Raw genomic sequence first — 18,865 nt, forward strand, 5'->3', positions numbered from 1 at the left:
TTTCTGTTCAATCAATTAACTTTTCTTGATGAATGTGGCGTTACACCTGGGGCAGCGGATCTCGATGCGTCCTTTCCCGCGGGGAACGCGGATTTTTTGTTTGCAGACCGGGCATTTATAAATGTGGTGGGTCTTTCGCTGCTGCATCAGGTTTTTCTGCTTTAGAAGAAATGTACGCAGCTTGTAGGTTTTGTTGAGGTACCACTGGTTTTCCGCAGAGCGTTTATAAATGTTCCTGGAAAAGACCCGAAAGTAAGCGTAGATGATCAGCGCCCAGGATAAGGTCACCAGAGTCAGGCTGTCTGTCCATCCGGCGATCAGCATGGCGATAATGCCGGCGATTACAAGGAATTTTCCAAGGGAATCAATGCCGTATCTTCCGTACATAAAGCGTAAAAATTTTTCTCTCAAGATTGTCACACTCCTCATGATAACTGCCGGGCGGGATGATCGCCCGCCCGCCGCTTATTTTCCATGATAAAACATACCATAAGAAAGTCAATAAACTGCGGATAAAAATTATATAAAGTTTTCTGTGCAGGGCCCGGTCCCCGTGTTATAATGGGGAGAGACCTTTGCGGAAAAACATTTGCGGGAATGATAGAAGAAAGGCGGAAGAACCATGGAAGAACTGACCAGACTGATCAGGGAGGATATGAAGCCGGCGCTGGGCGTGACAGAGCCGGGAGCCATTGCCTTTGCTGTGGCCAGCGCGAAAAAATATACCAAAGGAGAGATCGTTCGTGTAAAGGTGGCGCTGAATTCGGGTATGTATAAAAATGCGTTTACCTGCGGGATCCCGAATTCTGCCCGGTTTGGCAATCTCTACGCGGCGGCGCTTGGAGCCGTGGCTGCGGATGAGGAAAAAGGGCTGGAATCTCTGGATGCGGTCCGGCCGGAGGATGACGAAGAGGCGGCCCGGATGGTGGAGGCCGGCAGGGTCGAAGTGGTTATGGACCATGTGGGATCAGAGATCACCATTGACGCTGCGGTGACGACTGCAGAGGATACCTGCACCGTGCGGATCCGGGGAAGCCATACCAATATTGTGGAAATAGAGAGAAACGGACAGGTCATCTGGCGCAGGGAAGAGAAGTCGGAGGAAAAGGATTCCGCGGCCCGGCAGACAGAGGGCGGGGAGTCTTTGCAGGGACCGGTGATCCACCGGTATACGCTTAAACAGATCCTTCATTATACAGAGACTGTTCCGGTTGATGAAATCGAATTTATCCGGGAAGCATTTCCCATGAATCTGGAACTTTTGCAGGAAGGACTGGATTCGGGAAGGGCTGTGATCGCCGCAAAACTTCTGGAGGAAAATGGCGGGGAGCTGATCTCCGGTGATCCTCTCAAAACCGCGCAGCTTCTGTGCAGCGGAGCGATCGAGGCGAGAGTGCTGGGGCTTAGCCGTCCGGCCATGAGCATTACCGGAAGCGGCGCCCACGGGATCATAGCGACGATGCCGCTGTATGCATGGGCGCAGGTGAAAGGGCTGGATGAAGAAGCCAGGGTCCGGGCTGCGGCGCTTAGTTATCTGATCACGATGTATATTAAAGAATATTCCGGAAAGCTTTCGGCTTTCTGCGGCTGCGGGATCGCGGCAGGAACCGGCATGGCCTGCGGCCTGGCGTGGATGAGAGGCGCGGATGAAGTAGCCATTTCCCGGGTGATCTGGAATATGGCAAGCGGCCTGACCGGCATGATCTGCGATGGCGGAAATCACGGATGCGCCATGAAAGGGATCGTGGCAGTAGACGCGGCCTTCCGGTCGGTGGATCTTTCCCTGGCAGGGATCAGCATCGAAGCGATTCACGGGATCAACGGCAAGACGCCGGAAGACACGATGAAATATATGGGCATGATCGCCTCTCCCGGCATGACCGGCACGGAGAAGACGATCGTGGAGATTATGGAACAGAAAAATCAGAAAGGATAATATGGCAGGTAAAAAATATCACAGAGGCAGAAAAAAAGCGAAAAAGAAAGGCAGTCTGGTTTTGAACTTGATCCTGATCCTGGCGCTGATCGTATTTGCGGTGTCCGCATTTCAGCTCTTTCAGATCGTGAAAGGCTATATGGACGGCCGCGGAGAATATGAGGACATCCGGGAGCTGGCTATAGAAGAGGTGGACGATGGAGAAGAGGGAACGCCGCAGTTCCGGGTAAATTTTGACGAACTGCTGGCGATCAATCCGGACACCATCGGCTGGATCCGGTTTTCGCCGGAACCGTCGATCATCAGTTATCCCATTGTCCAGGGCGAGGATAACGACGAGTACCTTCACAAGACATTTTCTGCCAATGAAAATACATTGGGAGCGATTTTCCTGAATGCAGGAAATCAGTCGGATTTTTCCGACCGTAATTCCATCATTTACGGACACCGGATGAAAGACGGCTCTATGTTCCGGCATCTGCAGGACTACGAAGAACGCGCCTTCTGGGAAAATAACCCGTATTTTTACATTTACACGCCGGACGGAAGGGAGATCACCTACCACATCTATTCGGCGGGGCAGGTGGAGGACACTTCGGACACCTATCTGACAAGCTTTGCGTCAGATGAGGAGTATCAGGCATTTCTGGATATGACCAAGGAAGTGTCGCTGTATGATACCGGCGTAGAGCTGACCACGGAAGATACCATTGTTACGCTGTCTACCTGTACCAGCGCCAGTGACGAGCACCGGTTCGTGGTACGGGGTGTGAAAGAAAAAGAGGTGAATATCAATCCATGATGAAGAAGGAATATCAGTATGAAGTGGGGGATATCGTAACCCTGAAAAAGCCGCATCCCTGCGGCAGCAAAGAGTGGGAGATCCTCCGGGTCGGCGCGGATTTCCGGTTGAAATGTATAGGCTGCGGACATCAGATCATGATCGCCCGGAAGATCGTGGAGAAAAACACGAAAGATTTAAAGAAAAAGGCTTGAAACAGCCATGGAAATATGGTATCATGCTAAATTGTGATACATGAATTCTGTCGGAAATATCCGGCGGGAATCCTTGCTCCCGGGAACAACGCGGGGGCCAAAAGACCAGAAGGAGGTGCAGATGACGATGAACAAATACGAATTAGCGGTTGTTGTCAGTGCAAAAATCGAAGATGACGAAAGAGCACAGGTAATCGAAAGAGTGAAAGCTTTAGTAGAGCGCTTTGGCGGCCAGATCTCTGACGTTGATGAATGGGGTAAGAAGAAATTAGCTTACGAGATTCAGAAGATGAGAGAAGCATACTACTATTTCATCCACTTCGAGGCTGATGCTACAGTTCCGGGCGAAATCGAGCAGAGAATTCGCATCATGGACAACGTGATCAGGTATTTATGCGTGAAACAGGAAGCATAAGCAGGAAGTAGAGGTAAGATATGAATAAAGTAATTTTGATGGGACGCTTAACCAGAGACCCGGAGATCCGTTATTCACAGGGTGATAACCCGACAGCGGTAGCAAGATATACCCTTGCGGTTGACCGCCGGTTCCGCCGCGGAGGCGACGGAGAGCAGACTGCAGACTTCATCGGATGCGTGGCATTCGGAAGAAGCGCAGAATTTGCAGAGAAATATTTCCATCAGGGATTAAAGGTTATCGTGACAGGACGGATCCAGACAGGAAGCTATACCAACCGGGATGGACAGAAGGTCTACACGACAGACGTTGTAGTAGAGGATCAGGAGTTCGCAGAGAGTAAAGCGGCAAGCGACGCTAACTCAGGCGGTTTCCGCGCAGCGGCCCCCTCACCGGCTCCGGCCCCGGCAGCGGATGCAGGAGACGGCTTCATGAACATTCCAGATGGAATTGATGAGGAATTACCATTTAATTAGAAAGGAGAAGCAATCATGGCTTACGATAAAGCAGCTCGTCCGGAAGGCGGTTTCAGAAAGAGACCGGGCGGACGCAGAAGAAAAAAAGTATGTGTATTCTGTGGTAAGGAAAACAACGAGATCGATTACAAGGATGTAGCAAAGTTAAGAAAGTACATCTCTGAGAGAGGTAAGATCCTTCCCAGAAGAATCACAGGAAACTGTGCAAAACATCAGAGAGCGCTGACTGTAGCGATCAAGAGAGCACGTCACATCGCTCTGATGCCGTACGTTCAGGACTAATTTAATTAGTCGAGTATGAGTGGATAAAAGAAAAGCCTTTAAGTACCGGGAATCCGGTGTTTAAAGGCTTTTTTGATGTCTGGGAGTGACCAGCGGCCACCTACGCCGGCAGTTTCCGGACTGCGCTCCGGTACGACAGATAGAGGAGCGTCAGCGCCCCGGTCCAGGCCAGGACTTCTGCGGCGTAGATCCCGTATTCTCCGATAAAATGAGGCAGGATCAGCGCAGCTGAGATACGCATCACCAGTTCCACTGCACCGGAGAGCAGGGGAATGTAAGTGTTTCCCATGCCCTGCAGGGCGGAACGGTAAATGTGCAGTCCATAGAGGATGAAGAGGAAGGACGCCATGACGCGGAGGAAGTGGCGGCCATAGGTAATCACCTGCGCGGCGTCCGGGTTGCTGCCATCTACGAACAGGCCGACCAGGGTATTTCCGGAGAGGAACATACAGGCGCTGATCACAAGGGAGGTGAGGACAGCCATAACGGCGCCCTCCCGCACGCCAATGCGGATCCGTTTGTACTCGCCGGCGCCCAGGTTCTGTCCGGTATACGTGGAGACGGAGAAGCCAAAGGAAATGGCTGCGATCTCCAGCAGGCCGTACAGTTTGTTTGCGGCAGTAAAGCCAGCCACAAAGATCACGCCAAAGCTGTTGACGATGGACTGAAGGATCATGCCGCCGATGCTGATAATCGTATTTTGCAGAGCCACTGGTGTCCCCAGTTTAAATAATTTGCTGACCAGGGCCTTGTCCGGCTGAAAATCCTGCCTGGAAAAATGCAGGACGGGTGTTTTCCGGATGTGGCGGGCGCAGAACAGGCAGGAGCATACCTGGGCGATCAGCGTAGCTGCTGCCGCGCCGGGGATGCCAAGCCCGAAGCCGGCCACAAAGAGAATGTCCAGCACAATATTTACAATGGAGGCAATCCCCATGGCCATCAGAGGCGTTTTGCCGTCTCCCACAGCGCGCAGCACGCTGGACAGCCAGTTGTAGGTCATAACAATGGGGATGCCCGCAAACATGATCCGCACATAGACCAGAGCGTCGCCAATGATCTCTTCTCTGGTTCCCATCCAGGTTAGCACCGGCCTTGAAAGCAGCAGGAACAAAGCTGCAAGCACAACCGCCGCCGCCAGAGAGAGCACCAGAGACACCGCCAGAGACCGCTTCATTTCCCTGACATTTTTGGCGCCGTACTGCTGGGCGATCAGGATGGAGAAACCTTGCGTAAGCCCGGAACACACGCCAAGACTCATCCAGTTAAACCAGTCGGAAGAACCAAGGGCCGCAAGGGCATTCACGCCCACCACCTGGCCCACCACAGCCGTATCCACAAGCGTGTAGGCCTGCTGAAAAATATTGCCCATCATCAGCGGAAGGGCAAAGAAAAAAATCTGCCGGCCGGAAGGGCCCGATGTCATATCCTTCTCTTTCGCATCTGCAATCATGTATATACCTCGTTTCGTCATGTCAATAATCCGTATGCCATTATAATTGATTCAGGCATAAAACACAACCGGGTACACCTTGAAATTCATTTTGGTACACCCTGAAATGCAATTTGGGACGTAGACCTTTGCAAAAAGTCTACGTCTTCCTTTTTCCTTCCTCTTGTTTTTGAAATTGCTTTTTGGTACTATTAACACAAGAATGCAATTGAAATGAAAGAGAGGAAATGCTTGTGGAAGTGGAAATCCTTAGAAGCGGAGACGAACTGGAGGAGACGAAGCCTTTCCGGGTGGAGACGCTCCTTTGGGGGACAAAGAAGATTCCGGAGACGTTCGGGTACCTGGGCTATGTGCCGGGGGAAGGGTTTTACCTGAAGATGGTGTGCGTGGAGAAGGATCCTCTGCGGACTTACATAGCGGATCAGGATCCGGTTTACCAGGACAGTGCAATGGAAGCTTTTCTGCAGTTTGAATCTGCCAGGGAAAGAGAGGACTCTCCCATTTACATGAACTTCGAGGTGAATGCCAATGGCGCGCTGCTGGCGGGCTACGGCACATCCCGCATCTACCGGTCTTATTTTTCCAAAGAGGATCTGGAGGAGATCGGCTGCCGGGCTGCTATCGAAGATGACCGCTGGAACTTTACGCTGAAGATCCCCCAGAGGATCCTGGAGAGTGTTTACGGCCCGATTCATTTAGAGGAGGGAAGCAAGTTCCGGTGCAACTTTTATAAAATATGCGAGACGGCATCCAATGAGCACTATGCGTCTTATTCCCCGGTGCTGTCCGAGATCCCAAGCTTTCATCTGCCGGAGTTTTTTGCATCCGCAAAGCTTGTGAAAAGAGAACAATAGTAGGAGGTAACTGTCAACATGAGGATTTACAAAGCAAAAGATTATGAAGAAATGAGCCAGAAGGCGGCAAATATCATCGCCGCTCAGGTGGTGTTAAAGCCGGAGTGCGTGCTGGGGCTTGCTACGGGATCTACGCCCATCGGTACCTACAGCCGTCTGGTAGAGAAATATGAAAAGGGCGACCTGGATTTCTCCAAAGTCACCACTGTGAACCTGGACGAATATAAGGGCCTGCCAAGAGAAAATGACCAGAGCTATTACTACTTTATGCATGAGAATCTGTTTGACAAGGTGAACATTGATCCGGCAAGCACCAACCTTCCGGACGGCACCAAAGAGGACAGCGATGCGGAGTGCGCGCGCTACGAGGCGCTGATCCAGTCTCTGGGCGGCGTGGACCTGCAGCTTCTCGGCCTTGGCCACAACGGACATATTGGTTTCAACGAGCCGGCGGATGTGTTTGAGAAAGATACCCACTGCGTAGATCTGCAGGAGCGCACCATCGAGGCAAATAAGCGGTTCTTCGCATCCGCGGATGATGTGCCGCGCCAGGCATACACCATGGGAATCGGCACGATCATGCGTGCAAAGAAGATCCTGGTGGTTGTCAGCGGAGAAGACAAGGCAGAGACTGTGGCAAAAGCGTTCTTCGGCCCGGTAACCCCGCAGGTACCGGCATCCATCCTGCAGATGCACCCGGATGTAACGGTGGTAGCAGACGAGGCCGCTCTGTCCAAGTCCCCGGTGTAAGATCTAACGGTCTTCTTCAAAATGGCCTTCGGCCATGGCTTTGATAGATGACGCGTACTCAGTAGGCGTCATGCCGGTGGTTTTCTTAAACTGCCGGGAAAAATAATGAATCGACGTGTAGCCAAGGTGTTCGGAGATCTGGGTGAAATTCATCCGGTTCGTACGGATCATTTCCTTGGCTGCATTTATTTTCATGTGAGAAAAATATTCAATGATCCCCAGTCCGCAGCGGTCTTTGAAGAGCTTCTGGAGCTGGGAGCGCCCGATGATATTGTCGCGGCAGATCTGCTCAATGGTCACGTGGCTGTCCAGGTGCGCCTCCAGGTAGGCGATGATCCTGCGGAGGGTCTCCATATCATTTTTTTCTTTGGTGCTTTTCAGGGATTCCAGCGGCGTTTCCCGGCCTGGGGAGGCGCAGCGCTCCGCGCGCCGGATCAGATGGATCAGGAAATATTCCAGGTTCAGCCGGATCATCTGCTGGGCGCCGAATTTGTCCGGGGTCTTTAAGGGCATGTTCTGGAGATAGGGATCGTCCAGCCGGCAGGCAAAGCACCACCTGGCTTCGGCGATGATGGTGGCCAGGAGGCTGTGCTCTTCTTTATCAATCTGAAACCTTTGTCTCTGGCGGAAAAATTCCATGGAGGCGTCGTCCACGCAGCAAAAAGAAGCCACCATCAGGTTGGGCGCGGTCTTGCCGTCTGCCTTTACCGCATGGAATTCATTGGGCTGGTGGAACAGAAGGTCGCCCTTTTTCAGCAGGAGATGCTCCTGCCCTGCGGTCACCTCGACTTCTCCTTTGTCTACAAAGATAAATTCCCAGAAATCGTGAGATTCCCCCTCAAACGAAAAGTCATTCATATATTCAAAATAATGGATGCTGAAAATCTTATCAATGGAAATGGAATTTTCCAGATGAATGCCGACATAACTCATAAAGATCCCTCCTTTTCTTCCTATCATATCCTATTGTTTGCAGGAAATCAAAGAAAAAGGTAGAAAATTGTGCAAATCAAAGATAAAATAGTCTAAAGAATATTTTTCTGTTCTCTATTACAATGAAGACAATAAGAAAACCAGAACGAAAAAAGAGGAGGATGCGATATGAATAAACCAGTGTTAGTGATCATGGCGGCAGGTATGGGGAGCCGTTACGGCGGCCTGAAGCAGATCGATCCTGTGGACGGGGAAGGCCACATTATCATGGACTTCTCCATGTTTGACGCAAAGCGCGCAGGCTTTGAAAAGGTGATCTTTATCATCAAGAAAGAAAATGAGGCGGACTTTAAGGAAGCGGTCGGAGACCGGATGGGCAAGTACATGGAGGTTTCCTATGCGTTCCAGGAGCTTTCCAACATCCCGGAAGGCTACGAGGTGCCGGAAGGACGTGTGAAGCCCTGGGGAACGGCTCACGCGGTATTAAGCTGTATCGATCAGATCGACGGACCATTTGCCGTGATCAACGCAGACGACTATTACGGAGTAGAGGCATTCAAGCTGATCTACGATTATCTGTCCACTCATCAGGACGATGACAAGTACCGTTACACCATGGTGGGATATCACCTGGGCAACACGGTGACAGACAACGGCCATGTGGCCCGCGGTATCTGTGAGATGAACGAGGCGGGAGAACTTCTGTCCATCCGCGAGCGGACCAGGATCGAGAAGCGCGACGGCGGCATCGCATTTACAGAAGACGACGGGGAGACCTGGACATTTGTTCCGGCGGACACCACCGTTTCCATGAATATGTGGGGATTCTCAAAGAGCATCCTGGAAGAGATCAAAAAAGGATTCCCTGCATTCCTTGACAAGGGATTAAAGGAAAATCCGATGAAATGCGAATACTTCCTGCCTGCAGTAGTCAGCAGCCTGGTGGAAGAAGACCGGGCGTCTGTGGCAGTTTTAAAATCCGCAGATAAATGGTATGGCGTAACCTATAAAGAGGATAAACCCGTTGTAGAGGCAGCTGTGAAGAGAATGAAAGAAGAAGGCGTGTATCCGACGCACTTATGGGAGGGAAAATAGACATGGAGCCAGTGACACACCAGCAGAAAAATGAAGCGATCGCAGGATTTCCTTTTGAGGGGATCCTGGTCAGCGAAAATCCTTACGGAAGCGGACACATCAACGATACCTTCCTTCTGGTCTTTGACCTGGGGGATGACGAAGAGGTGAAGGTGATCCTGCAGCGGATGAACAAAGACGTTTTTGCAGATCCGGAAGCTCTGATGGAAAATATTGTCGGCGTTACCTCTTATTTAAGAAAGAAGATCGAGGAAAACGGAGGAGATCCGGACAGAGAGACCCTGAACGTGATCCCTGCGGGAGACGGCAAGTCTTACTATAAAGATTCCCAGGGAGATTACTGGAGAGCCTACAAGTTTATCACCGACGCCACCAGTTACGACAAGGTGGAAAAGCCGGAAGACTTCTACCAGAGCGCCGTGGCATTTGGTAATTTCCAGTGCCTGCTGGCCGATTATCCGGCCCACGAGCTTCATGAGACCATCAAGGATTTCCACAACACCAAGGCCCGGTTCCAGGCTTTCAAAAAAGCGGTGGAAGAGGACGTGATGGGAAGAGCCGCGTCTGTAAAGAAAGAGATTGATTTCGTGCTGCAGCATGAGGATGTGGCGGATTATCTCTGCGACCTGCTGGAAAAGAAGGAAATCCCGCTTCGTGTTACCCATAACGATACCAAGCTGAATAACATCATGATCGACGACAAGACCGGAAAAGGCATCTGCGTCATCGACCTGGATACCGTAATGCCGGGACTTGCCATCCATGATTTCGGAGACTCCATCCGTTTCGGAGCAAGCACCGCAGCAGAAGATGAGCAGGATCTTTCCAAGGTGTCCTGCAGCATGGAGCTGTTTGAACTCTACACCAGAGGATTTATCGAGGGCTGTGCAGGCAAGCTGACAGACCGGGAGATCGAGCTTCTGCCCATGGGCGCAAAGACCATGACCTTTGAGTGCGGCATGCGTTTCCTGACCGATTATCTCCAGGGAGACACCTACTTTAAGATCCACAGAGAAGGCCACAATCTGGACCGGTGCAGAACCCAGTTCAAGCTGGTTGAAGATATGGAAAATAAGTGGTATACTATGAACGAAATCGTAAAAAAATTAAAGGATAACTAGGAGGTAGTTTCGATGGCAAAGATACTGATCACAGGCGGCGCCGGATATATCGGAAGCCACACTGCGCTGGAGCTGTTAAATGAAGGATATGAGGTGGTTGTATATGATAACCTCTGCAATTCATCGGAAGAATCCCTGAAAAGAGTGCAGGAACTGACCGGGAAAGAGATCAAATTTTATGAAGGCGACGTGCTGGACGGCGCGGCTCTGGAAGCGATGTTCCGCGCAGAGAACGTGGACGCGGTGATCCACTGTGCGGCCTTAAAGGCAGTAGGCGAGTCTGTGCAGAAGCCTCTGGAGTATTATCAGAACAACATCACCGGAACACTGACACTGATGGATGTGATGAACCGTGTCGGCGTGAAAAATATCGTGTTCAGTTCTTCCGCCACAGTATACGGAAGCCCTGCAGAGATGCCGATCACAGAGGCCTGCCCCAAGGGACAGTGCACCAATCCTTATGGATGGACCAAATCCATGATGGAACAGATCATGAGCGACGTGCAGAAAGCAAATCCGGACTGGAATGTCATCCTTCTGCGTTACTTCAACCCGGTAGGAGCTCACAAGAGCGGACGCATCGGCGAAGACCCGAAGGGCATCCCCAACAACCTGATGCCGTACATTTCCCAGGTGGCCGTAGGCAAGCTTGAGAAACTGGGCGTATTCGGAAATGACTACAATACCCATGACGGCACAGGCGTGCGTGATTACATCCATGTAGTAGACCTGGCCATCGGACATGTAAAAGCCATTAATTATATCTTTACCAACCCGGGACTGGATGTGATCAATCTGGGAACCGGAACCGGATATTCCGTACTGGATATGGTAAAAGCCTTCTCCAAAGCATGCGGAAAAGAGATTCCTTATGAGATCAAACCCCGCCGTGCAGGAGACATTGACATGTGCTACGCAGATCCTTCCAAAGCACTGAAGGTGCTTGGCTGGAAAGCAGAGCGCGGCCTGGACGAGATGTGCGAGGATACCTGGAGATGGCAGTCCCAGAATCCGAACGGTTACCGCGAGGCGTAAAACTGCCGGAAAAAGAACACAAAAGACAGCATTTTGAACAAAAATGCTGTCTTTTCTTTTGTAGGAAATGGTGGTATAATCAAGCGTAGGTATGAGCCGGAGGATGAGAAAATGTCTGAAAAGCAAAATGGAAAAGTACGGTTAACCGGACAACTGAAACTGTATATGGAACTTCCAGCAGTCATGGCATTTTTGCTGGCTGCCTTAAACATCTGGATCTACCGCCTGGACAGGCGCGTGGGATTTTTGATGCTGTTCTTTGTGCTGATCTACATCTTTATGGTGGGTTATCTCTACATTTACAGTAAATCCATCGTCATGAAGGATCTGGTAGAATTTGCGGCACAGTACGGCATTGTCCAGAACGTGCTGTTAAAGGAGCTTGCCATTCCTTATGCCATCCTCCTGGATGACGGAAAAGCCGTCTGGATGAATGAACAGTTTGAACGGGTGCTGGGCGGAAAGCCCAAGGGCGACGCCTATATCAGCAAGTATATCCCGGAACTGAATGTGAGCATTTTCCCCAGACGGGAAGGGGACGTGGTGGAGATCGAGGTCTACCACGCGGATAAAGAGTACCGGGCGGAGCTTCGCCGGGTATCGGTGGAAGGATTTGCAGAGACGGAGAAGCTTCTGGAGATGCCGGAGGAGAAGGAATATTTCATCGCGGTCTATCTGCAGGATGTGACAGAGCTGAACCGTTATATCAAGGAAAATGAACAGCAGCGTCTGGTGGCGGGGCTGATTTATATTGATAATTATGATGAAGTGGTGGACAGCGTGGAAGAAGTGCGCCAGTCCCTTCTGATGGCTCTGGTGGACCGGAAGATCAACCAGTACATTGCCGGCGTGGACGGCATTGTAAAGAAGATGGAGAATGACAAATACTTCATCGTGATCAAGAAGCAATATTTCAAACAGCTGGAAGAGGACAAGCTCTCTCTTCTGGAAGATGTGAAGTCCGTTAATATCGGAAATAATATCCCGGCCACACTGAGTATCGGTCTGGGCTCAAGCACCGTGTCCTATGCGCAGAGTTATAACTATGCCCGGGTAGCCATTGACCTGGCTCTTGCAAGAGGCGGCGACCAGGCCGTGATCAAGGACTGCGACGGGATCACCTACTATGGAGGCAGACGGGAGCAGACAGCCAAGAATACCCGTGTCAAAGCCCGTGTCAAGGCCGAGGCGCTCCGGGAGTTTATTACCGTGAAAGACAAGATCTTTGTAATGGGTCATAAACTGACCGACGTGGATGCGTTCGGCGCGGCCATCGGTATCTACCGGGCTGCGGCAGCCCTGGAGAAGAACGTCCATATCGTGATCAATGAGATCTCGGCGTCCCTTCGCCCGCTGTATGAGAGTTACGAAAAGGACAGCTCCTATCCGGACGACCTGTTCCTGACCTCAGCAGAGGCCATTCCCATGGTGGATGAAGATTCCATGGTGATCGTGGTGGACACCAACCGTCCGCAGATGACCGAATGCGAGGAACTTCTCAAGAAGACCCGCACCATCGTGGTGCTGGATCATCACAGACAGAGCAGCGACAACATTGAAAATGCCCTGCTGTCCTACATCGAGCCTTATGCATCTTCTTCCTGTGAGATGGTGTCTGAGGTTCTGCAGTACATCGTAGACGACATCAAGATCCCCAAGCTGGAGGCCAGCAGTATGTACGCGGGGATCATGATCGATACCAACAATTTTGTAAACCGTACCGGAGTGCGGACCTTCGAGGCGGCGGCGTTCTTAAGAAGATGCGGCGCGGATATCACGCTGGTGCGCAAGATGTTCCGGGACGACATGGAGTCCTACCGGGCAAAAGCGGAGATCATCAGCAGCGCGGAAGTTTACCAGCAGAAATTTGCCATTGCGGTGGGGCGGGACCTGACCATCGAAAGCCCGACCATCATCGGGGCCCAGGCTGCGGACGAGCTGCTGGATATCAGCGGCATCAAAGCCTCCTTTGTCCTGACAGAGTATAACGGAAGGATCTATGTCAGCGCGCGGGCCATTGACGAAGTGAATGTGCAGATCATTATGGAGCGGTTCGGCGGAGGCGGACACATGAACGCATCCGGAGCCCAGTTCGACCATACGGATATGGAGAAGGCCGTGGCAGATCTTAAGAAGGTGCTGGACGACATGGTCAAAGAAGGAGATATATAAAAGGAGACAGATTCATATGAAAGTTATTTTGACAGAAGATATCAAATCCCTTGGGAAAAAGGGACAGATCGTAGACGTCAGCGACGGCTACGCAAGAAATTTTATCCTGAAAAAGAAGAAAGGCCTGGAAGCGAACAGCCAGAACTTAAATGACCTGAAGCTTAAAAAGGCCAATGACGACAAAGTTGCCCAGGAGCAGTACGAGGCGGCAGTCGAGCTTGGCAAGAAGATCGAGGCCGGCAGGATCCGGGTGTCCATTAAGATGGGAGAGGGCGGAAAAGCGTTTGGATCCGTGTCCTCCAAAGAGATCGCAGAGGAAGTAAAGAGCCAGATGGGGCTGGATATTGACAAGAAAAAGGTACAGCTCAAAGAAGCGATCAAGACCCCCGGGACCCACATCGTACCGGTCCGTCTGCATACAAAAGTAACGGCAGACCTGAAGGTAGAGGTAGCCGAAGAAGCATAGCAGGAGGAGTCGTATATGGAAGAAGCACTCATCAAACGAGTGATGCCCCATAGCATAGAAGCAGAACAGTCCGTCGTCGGCGCCATGCTGATGGATAAGGATGCGATCACTGCCGCGTCAGAGATGATCAGTGGCAGTGATTTTTATCAGAGCGCATACGGAGTCATCTTTGATTCCATGGTGGAGCTGTTTAACGAAGGCAAGCCGGTGGATCTCATCACCCTGCAGGAGAGACTGCGGGAAAAAGAGGTCCCTGCAGAGATCGCGAGCCTGGAGTTTGTAAGGGATCTGGTCACGGCCGTTCCCACGTCTGCCAATATCAAGTATTATGCCCAGATCGTGGCGGACAAGTCCATGATGCGCCGGCTGATCAAACTGAACGAAGAGATTGAAAATGTCTGCTATGCAGGGAAAGAACCGTTGGAAGCGGTGCTGGAAAAGACGGAGAAATCTGTTTTTGAACTGCTGCAGCGCAGAAATACCGGAGATTACGTGCCGATCCGCCAGGTGGTCTTAAACGCCCTGGAGCGGATCGAGAAGGCGTCCAAGAACAAGGGGACTGTTACCGGCATCCCCACCGGATTCATCGACCTGGATTATAAGCTGTCAGGGCTGCAGCCCTCAGACCTGATCCTGGTAGCGGCAAGACCTTCTATGGGAAAAACCGCATTTGTGCTGAATATCGCCCAGTACGTGGCATTTAAGAAAAAGAAAAGCGTGGCCATCTTCAGTCTGGAGATGTCAAAGGAGCAGCTGGTGAACCGTCTCTTCTCCCTGGAATCCCAGGTGGATGCCCAGGCGCTCCGTACCGGCAATATGAAGGATTCCGACTGGGAAAAGCTCATCGAAGGAGCGGGCATCATCGGTCAGTCCCAGCTGATCATCGACGATACGCCGGGTATCTCGGTGTCCGAACTTCGCTCCAAGTGCCGCAAGTATAAGCTGGAAAATGACCTGGATCTGATCATCATCGACTACCTGCAATTGATGACGGGAAGCATCGGCAGAAGTTCTGAATCCAGGCAGCAGGAGATTTCCGAGATCTCCCGGTCCTTAAAAGGACTGGCAAGGGAACTGAATGTTCCGGTGATCGCCCTGTCTCAGCTGTCCCGTGCGGTAGAAGGCCGTCCCGATAAAAGGCCCATGCTTTCAGACCTTCGAGAGTCGGGAGCCATCGAGCAGGACGCCGACGTGGTAATGTTTATCTATCGAGACGAATATTACAACAAAGATTCCGAATATAAGAAACAGGCAGAGATCATAATCGCAAAACAAAGAAACGGTCCTGTGGGGACCGTTCATCTGGCATGGCTTGGCGAATATACCAAGTTTGCAAATTTAAGCAGGCAGGATTAATTTTTTCAGCCTGGCAAGAGGACCGGCCTCCGCCGCAGACTTCCGGAAGGATTGCTGTTGGCGGATGAGCTGGTCCAGTTTTTTGAACTCCTCTTCCTGGCGGCGCTCCTTGGCGTCCAGGAGAAAGGACATTTCTTTGCTGAACATGGACAGCAGTACCTCGTTGTTATTTTCCAGCATTCTTTTCAGGTAAAGCTGTTCTCTGGTCCTTCTGATATCCGGGATCAGGGCCTTTAATTCTGCGAAGGGAACGCCCTGCTCATACAGTTCCCGGATGCATCCGAAGAGCCGCTCGTCATCTTTTGTCTCCCGCTTTAACTGTTCCAGAGCATGGTTACTCATCTCTTTCAAACCCCCTTATTAATATGGATATGTTTTATGGCACTGTTATCATACCACAGGTTTTCCGCGAAAAAAGGGGAAAGCCGTCGAGGGCAAAAGAAAAAGACATTGCGTAGTCCGCAATGCCTTTTCATAAAATATCTGCATATTGATTAGCCTTCAGAAATAGCTCCTGTCGGGCACTGTGCAGCACAAGCTCCACAATCAACGCAAGCGTCCGGATCGATCTCGTAGTGGTCTGCACCCTGAGAGATAGCTCCTACTGGACATTCAGCTTCGCAAGCGCCGCAGCTTACGCACTCATCACTAATTACATGTGCCATGATCGTAACCTCCTTTTAGAATGTCGGCAGGCGGTAAGCCTGTCTTTTTATGTTTATCCCTATCATAATACAAACCGGATGATTATACAAGAGCGAAGAAAAAAATAAGGTCCGTGTACGAAATAAAATCCAAGACACAAAATTTAAGAAAAAATTTAAACACTTTTCTGTTAAATTGGTGTATAGTGTTGGAATGGGAGTGGATGCAAATGAATTACAGGAAAAAAACGTATAGAAGCGCGGCGGCAATTACCGTAGCCGCCATGATCCTGGGAGGCTGCGCGGCCCGGGAGGAATATACCGGCGGACATGTGACAGAAGAGGCGCCGCAGATCAGCGCAGAGCAGGCAAAACTGAATATGATACAGACCAGCGCCTATAATAATGTAAACGGGCTGAACCTGGAGCAGGATTCGTATATCTCCATCCTGGGAAGATCCGGGGAAGGCGCCTACTGGGATCAGATCCGGGAAGGCATGGACCAGGCAGTGGAAGATCTGAACACCCTTCTGGGATATGAAGGCGGCGACAAGATCCGGGCGACCTACAATGCCCCGGACAGAGAGGATAATGTGGACGACCAGGTCAGCATTCTGGACGAAGAACTGGACCGGTATCCGCTGGCTGTGGGGATCGCGATCGCGGATGTGAGCGCCTGCGAGGTGCAGTTCGATCTGGCCGCGGAGAACGGGATCCCGGTGGTGGCCTTTGATTCCGGCAGCGATTATCAGGGTCTGATGGCTACCGTGCAGACCGACAATGACGGATCCGCAAGAGAGGCTGCAGATCATATGGCAGAGCAGATGGGAGAGACCGGCCAGGTACTGATCCTGGTGGATAACTCTAAAGCAAAAGCACAGACTACAAGAGAGAGCGCATTCCGTGATCAGATGGCAACGGGCCATACCGGCATTACCGTAGCCGGCACCTGCTATCTGGATCAGATGGAGGAAGCAGCCGAAGCGGCAGAGGAAGCGGCCGATACAGAAGAGACAGCCGCAGCGGACGGCGAGACGGAAGAACTGGATCCGGTACAGGAGATCCTGAGCCAGTACCCGGATGTGACCGGCATCTTTGCCGTCAGCTCCAATGCGGTATCCTTTGGCCTGGAACTGACAGAAGCCATGGCGGATGCTTCGGAGGAGACAGGTGCAGAGGCAGAAAATCAGCTGGTATTTGTAGGATATGACGCGGAGGAGGAAGAGATCGAGGCTCTTTCGGAAGGAACCATCAGCGGCCTGATCGTGCAGAATCCTTATGGAATGGGATACGCCACCGTGGTGGCGGCAGCCAGAGCCGCGCTGGGACAGGGAAATGAAGCAGTTGTAAATACCGGATATCAGTGGGTGACCGCGGAAAATCTGGAGACAGAAGAAATACAGAGAATCCTGTACTAGGATTCTCTGTTATTTTATACAGATCTGTAATGATGCGTTTTTATGCGTCCGGGGAGGCCTTGGGAAGGGAGAAGATAAACTCCGTACCCACGCCTTCTGTGCTGACCACATTGATATTTTCCCCGTGGGCCTGGACGGCTTCCTTTACAATGGCAAGCCCGAGGCCGGTCCCTTTCTTATCTTTTCCGCGGGAGAGGTCGGTTTTATAAAACCGCTCCCAGATCTTGTTCAGGGCATTTCTTGGGATGCCGATCCCGTAATCTTTTACTGAGATATAGACTTTTTCTCCACGCTCCGTGGTCTCAATGGTGACTGTGGACTCCGGGTCGCTGAACTTGATGGCATTGTCCAACAGGTTGTAAAGGACCTGGTGGATCTTGCGTTTGTCCGCGTAGACCGGCAGATGCTTGGTGGCGAGGAGAAGTTCAATGGATATTTTTTTCTGGGTACAGGTGCCTTCAAAAGAGGCGGCTGTATTTTTTATGACTTCATGGATGTCAAATTTCTCCCGGTTCAGCAGCATATTTTTATTGTCGAACTCGTTCAGTGTCAGAAGATCCCGGGTCAGATCCGTCAGGCGCTCTGTTTCAAAAAGGATGATCTTCAGATATTTTTCATGCATTTCCGGTGGAATGGTGCCGTCGGCCATGGCCTCCACATAGCCTTTGATGGAAGTCAGGGGCGAGCGGAAGTCGTGGGAAACATTTGCCACGAATTTCTTCTGATAATCCTCGATATCCTTCAGCTGGGACGACATGTAGTTCAAAGACGCGGATAAGTATCCCATCTCGTCTTCGGTGCGGACCGGGATCTCGTAGTCCAGGTTGCCGGAAGCGTACTGGGTGGCTGCCTCCGTGATCTTGTGGAGGGGCCGGTAGACAAAAAACTGGAAGCCCAGAAGGATCACAAAGGACAGAAGGAAAATCACGATCAGCGTGATGTATACGGCCCGCATCAGCATGGACTGCAGGTCCTGGGTGTCGGATGCGTACTTGTGGATCATAAGGTAGCCGTGGGGGGAATAGCCATAGACGACCGGGGCGATGACCGTGATCACGTCCTCTTCAAAATACGAGTGGTAGGTGCCGATCTGGTAGCGGGCGCTTCCGCCTTCCGCGGGATCGAAATCCTCCACCATATCGGGCGCTTCCGGGTAGCCTTCGGATTTGGCCGAAGTCAGGACTTCCCCGTCCTGGGAAAGAAACCAGACAGAAGCGCCAAGCTGTGTCTCCATGCCGGTAAGCTGAAGATGGACGTCGTTTAAGGACAGCCGCTCGGAAAAATACTGGGGCAGGTAGTCGTTTGCCACCAGGCTCGCCTCCTGGTAGATGCTGGAGGCGATGTAGCGCCTTAATGGCTGTTCCACCAGGCCCGAGGTCAGGGTGGCTGCCGTAAACAGACTTAAGAAGCCAAATATCACATATAAAATGATGAATTTCAGGTACAGTGTGCTTCGCATGGGTTCC

The 18,865-nt window shown here is 51.4% G+C and carries 21 protein-coding genes; 15 read left to right on the forward strand and 6 right to left on the reverse strand.

All coding sequences use genetic code 11. The annotated features are described in order from the left end of the window. Positions 1–15: 15 nt before the first annotated feature. Complete coding sequence (locus tag H6A13_RS06850; RefSeq protein WP_204908871.1) at positions 16–411, reverse strand: hypothetical protein; 396 nt, start codon at positions 409–411, stop codon at positions 16–18. Between the two features lie 211 nt (positions 412–622). Between H6A13_RS06850 and H6A13_RS06855 the strand changes: the two genes are divergently transcribed. The 6 genes from H6A13_RS06855 to rpsR all read left to right on the forward strand — a co-directional run bounded on the left by H6A13_RS06855 (position 623) and on the right by rpsR (position 4,105). Further along, positions 623–1,936, forward strand: a complete 1,314-nt coding sequence (locus tag H6A13_RS06855) for an L-cysteine desulfidase family protein (protein WP_204908872.1) — start codon at positions 623–625, stop codon at positions 1,934–1,936. Between the two features lies 1 nt (position 1,937). Next, positions 1,938–2,738 carry a class B sortase gene (gene srtB / locus H6A13_RS06860; RefSeq protein WP_204908873.1) on the forward strand — a complete coding sequence of 267 codons (801 nt, stop codon included), beginning with the start codon at positions 1,938–1,940 and terminating at the stop codon, positions 2,736–2,738. Then, complete coding sequence (locus H6A13_RS06865) at positions 2,738–2,932, forward strand: DUF951 domain-containing protein (RefSeq protein WP_204908900.1); 195 nt, start codon at positions 2,738–2,740, stop codon at positions 2,930–2,932. The genes srtB and H6A13_RS06865 overlap by 1 nt, the downstream gene beginning before the upstream one ends. Before the next feature lie 127 nt (positions 2,933–3,059). Then, a complete protein-coding gene (rpsF, locus tag H6A13_RS06870) occupies positions 3,060–3,347 on the forward strand; it encodes a 30S ribosomal protein S6 (RefSeq protein ID WP_204908901.1) in 288 nt (95 codons plus the stop codon). A gap of 20 nt (positions 3,348–3,367) precedes the next feature. Continuing rightward, the gene (locus H6A13_RS06875) at positions 3,368–3,823 is read left to right on the forward strand and encodes a single-stranded DNA-binding protein (protein ID WP_204908874.1); all 456 of its coding nucleotides are present in this window, start codon (positions 3,368–3,370) and stop codon (positions 3,821–3,823) included. Positions 3,824–3,838: 15 nt separating this feature from the next. Further along, positions 3,839–4,105 (forward strand): 30S ribosomal protein S18, encoded by a 267-nt coding sequence (gene rpsR, locus H6A13_RS06880; RefSeq protein WP_204908875.1) that lies wholly within the window; start codon positions 3,839–3,841, stop codon positions 4,103–4,105. 100 nt (positions 4,106–4,205) lie between these two features. Here the strand turns inward: rpsR and H6A13_RS06885 are convergent, their stop codons facing one another. Next, the gene (locus H6A13_RS06885) at positions 4,206–5,555 is read right to left on the reverse strand and encodes an MATE family efflux transporter (protein ID WP_243424749.1); all 1,350 of its coding nucleotides are present in this window, start codon (positions 5,553–5,555) and stop codon (positions 4,206–4,208) included. A gap of 233 nt (positions 5,556–5,788) precedes the next feature. Between H6A13_RS06885 and H6A13_RS06890 the strand changes: the two genes are divergently transcribed. Next, positions 5,789–6,409 (forward strand): carbohydrate-binding family 9-like protein, encoded by a 621-nt coding sequence (locus H6A13_RS06890; protein WP_338043025.1) that lies wholly within the window; start codon positions 5,789–5,791, stop codon positions 6,407–6,409. Between the two features lie 18 nt (positions 6,410–6,427). Further along, positions 6,428–7,159 carry a glucosamine-6-phosphate deaminase gene (gene nagB, locus H6A13_RS06895; protein ID WP_204908878.1) on the forward strand — a complete coding sequence of 244 codons (732 nt, stop codon included), beginning with the start codon at positions 6,428–6,430 and terminating at the stop codon, positions 7,157–7,159. 3 nt (positions 7,160–7,162) lie between these two features. On the opposite strand, the gene H6A13_RS06900 is transcribed toward nagB, so the two are convergent. Beyond that, positions 7,163–8,092 carry an AraC family transcriptional regulator gene (locus tag H6A13_RS06900; RefSeq protein ID WP_204908879.1) on the reverse strand — a complete coding sequence of 310 codons (930 nt, stop codon included), beginning with the start codon at positions 8,090–8,092 and terminating at the stop codon, positions 7,163–7,165. A gap of 168 nt (positions 8,093–8,260) precedes the next feature. Between H6A13_RS06900 and H6A13_RS06905 the strand changes: the two genes are divergently transcribed. From H6A13_RS06905 to dnaB, 6 genes are all read left to right on the forward strand, one after another. After that, on the forward strand, positions 8,261–9,187 hold the full coding sequence (locus H6A13_RS06905) for a nucleotidyltransferase family protein (RefSeq protein WP_204908880.1): 927 nt from the start codon (positions 8,261–8,263) through the stop codon (positions 9,185–9,187). A gap of 2 nt (positions 9,188–9,189) precedes the next feature. Next, the gene (locus H6A13_RS06910; protein ID WP_204908881.1) at positions 9,190–10,308 is read left to right on the forward strand and encodes a phosphotransferase enzyme family protein; all 1,119 of its coding nucleotides are present in this window, start codon (positions 9,190–9,192) and stop codon (positions 10,306–10,308) included. Positions 10,309–10,320: 12 nt separating this feature from the next. Beyond that, on the forward strand, positions 10,321–11,343 hold the full coding sequence (gene galE / locus H6A13_RS06915; protein WP_204908882.1) for a UDP-glucose 4-epimerase GalE: 1,023 nt from the start codon (positions 10,321–10,323) through the stop codon (positions 11,341–11,343). Positions 11,344–11,454: 111 nt separating this feature from the next. Continuing rightward, on the forward strand, positions 11,455–13,515 hold the full coding sequence (locus H6A13_RS06920) for a DHH family phosphoesterase (protein WP_204908883.1): 2,061 nt from the start codon (positions 11,455–11,457) through the stop codon (positions 13,513–13,515). A 16-nt stretch (positions 13,516–13,531) separates the two neighbouring features. Next, entirely contained in the window at positions 13,532–13,981 is a 450-nt protein-coding gene (rplI, locus tag H6A13_RS06925) for a 50S ribosomal protein L9 (protein ID WP_204908884.1), read from the forward strand. A gap of 15 nt (positions 13,982–13,996) precedes the next feature. Continuing rightward, positions 13,997–15,337: a replicative DNA helicase gene (gene dnaB / locus H6A13_RS06930; protein ID WP_204908885.1), complete on the forward strand. Its 1,341-nt coding sequence runs from the start codon at positions 13,997–13,999 to the stop codon at positions 15,335–15,337. Here the strand turns inward: dnaB and H6A13_RS06935 are convergent. Both H6A13_RS06935 and H6A13_RS06940 read right to left on the reverse strand, forming a co-directional pair. Further along, positions 15,320–15,679: a hypothetical protein gene (locus tag H6A13_RS06935; protein WP_204908886.1), complete on the reverse strand. Its 360-nt coding sequence runs from the start codon at positions 15,677–15,679 to the stop codon at positions 15,320–15,322. The two genes, dnaB and H6A13_RS06935, sit on opposite strands and share 18 nt — an antisense overlap. A gap of 152 nt (positions 15,680–15,831) precedes the next feature. Beyond that, on the reverse strand, positions 15,832–16,002 hold the full coding sequence (locus H6A13_RS06940) for a DUF362 domain-containing protein (protein WP_204908887.1): 171 nt from the start codon (positions 16,000–16,002) through the stop codon (positions 15,832–15,834). Between the two features lie 209 nt (positions 16,003–16,211). Between H6A13_RS06940 and H6A13_RS06945 the strand changes: the two genes are divergently transcribed. Next, positions 16,212–17,399: a substrate-binding domain-containing protein gene (locus H6A13_RS06945; RefSeq protein ID WP_243424750.1), complete on the forward strand. Its 1,188-nt coding sequence runs from the start codon at positions 16,212–16,214 to the stop codon at positions 17,397–17,399. Positions 17,400–17,439: 40 nt separating this feature from the next. On the opposite strand, the gene H6A13_RS06950 is transcribed toward H6A13_RS06945, so the two are convergent. Continuing rightward, the gene (locus tag H6A13_RS06950) at positions 17,440–18,858 is read right to left on the reverse strand and encodes a sensor histidine kinase (protein ID WP_204908889.1); all 1,419 of its coding nucleotides are present in this window, start codon (positions 18,856–18,858) and stop codon (positions 17,440–17,442) included. Between the last annotated feature and the right edge of the window lie 7 nt (positions 18,859–18,865).

The organism is Mordavella massiliensis, assembly GCF_016902415.1.
Lineage (GTDB): Bacteria > Bacillota > Clostridia > Lachnospirales > Lachnospiraceae > Merdimonas > Merdimonas faecigallinarum.

What these genes read in the sequence shown, in the direction of transcription:
- H6A13_RS06855 (WP_204908872.1), top strand. Translation starts at nt 623, where the DNA reads ATGGAAGAACTGACCAGACTGATCAGGGAGGATATGAAGCCGGCGCTG.
- srtB (WP_204908873.1), top strand. Translation starts at nt 1,938, where the DNA reads ATGGCAGGTAAAAAATATCACAGAGGCAGAAAAAAAGCGAAAAAGAAA.
- H6A13_RS06865 (WP_204908900.1), top strand. Translation starts at nt 2,738, where the DNA reads ATGAAGAAGGAATATCAGTATGAAGTGGGGGATATCGTAACCCTGAAA.
- rpsF (WP_204908901.1), top strand. Translation starts at nt 3,060, where the DNA reads ATGAACAAATACGAATTAGCGGTTGTTGTCAGTGCAAAAATCGAAGAT.
- H6A13_RS06875 (WP_204908874.1), top strand. Translation starts at nt 3,368, where the DNA reads ATGAATAAAGTAATTTTGATGGGACGCTTAACCAGAGACCCGGAGATC.
- rpsR (WP_204908875.1), top strand. Translation starts at nt 3,839, where the DNA reads ATGGCTTACGATAAAGCAGCTCGTCCGGAAGGCGGTTTCAGAAAGAGA.
- H6A13_RS06885 (WP_243424749.1), bottom strand. Translation starts at nt 5,555, where the DNA reads ATGATTGCAGATGCGAAAGAGAAGGATATGACATCGGGCCCTTCCGGC.
- nagB (WP_204908878.1), top strand. Translation starts at nt 6,428, where the DNA reads ATGAGGATTTACAAAGCAAAAGATTATGAAGAAATGAGCCAGAAGGCG.
- H6A13_RS06900 (WP_204908879.1), bottom strand. Translation starts at nt 8,092, where the DNA reads ATGAGTTATGTCGGCATTCATCTGGAAAATTCCATTTCCATTGATAAG.
- H6A13_RS06905 (WP_204908880.1), top strand. Translation starts at nt 8,261, where the DNA reads ATGAATAAACCAGTGTTAGTGATCATGGCGGCAGGTATGGGGAGCCGT.
- H6A13_RS06910 (WP_204908881.1), top strand. Translation starts at nt 9,190, where the DNA reads ATGGAGCCAGTGACACACCAGCAGAAAAATGAAGCGATCGCAGGATTT.
- galE (WP_204908882.1), top strand. Translation starts at nt 10,321, where the DNA reads ATGGCAAAGATACTGATCACAGGCGGCGCCGGATATATCGGAAGCCAC.
- H6A13_RS06920 (WP_204908883.1), top strand. Translation starts at nt 11,455, where the DNA reads ATGTCTGAAAAGCAAAATGGAAAAGTACGGTTAACCGGACAACTGAAA.
- rplI (WP_204908884.1), top strand. Translation starts at nt 13,532, where the DNA reads ATGAAAGTTATTTTGACAGAAGATATCAAATCCCTTGGGAAAAAGGGA.
- dnaB (WP_204908885.1), top strand. Translation starts at nt 13,997, where the DNA reads ATGGAAGAAGCACTCATCAAACGAGTGATGCCCCATAGCATAGAAGCA.
- H6A13_RS06935 (WP_204908886.1), bottom strand. Translation starts at nt 15,679, where the DNA reads ATGAGTAACCATGCTCTGGAACAGTTAAAGCGGGAGACAAAAGATGAC.
- H6A13_RS06940 (WP_204908887.1), bottom strand. Translation starts at nt 16,002, where the DNA reads ATGGCACATGTAATTAGTGATGAGTGCGTAAGCTGCGGCGCTTGCGAA.
- H6A13_RS06945 (WP_243424750.1), top strand. Translation starts at nt 16,212, where the DNA reads ATGAATTACAGGAAAAAAACGTATAGAAGCGCGGCGGCAATTACCGTA.
- H6A13_RS06950 (WP_204908889.1), bottom strand. Translation starts at nt 18,858, where the DNA reads ATGCGAAGCACACTGTACCTGAAATTCATCATTTTATATGTGATATTT.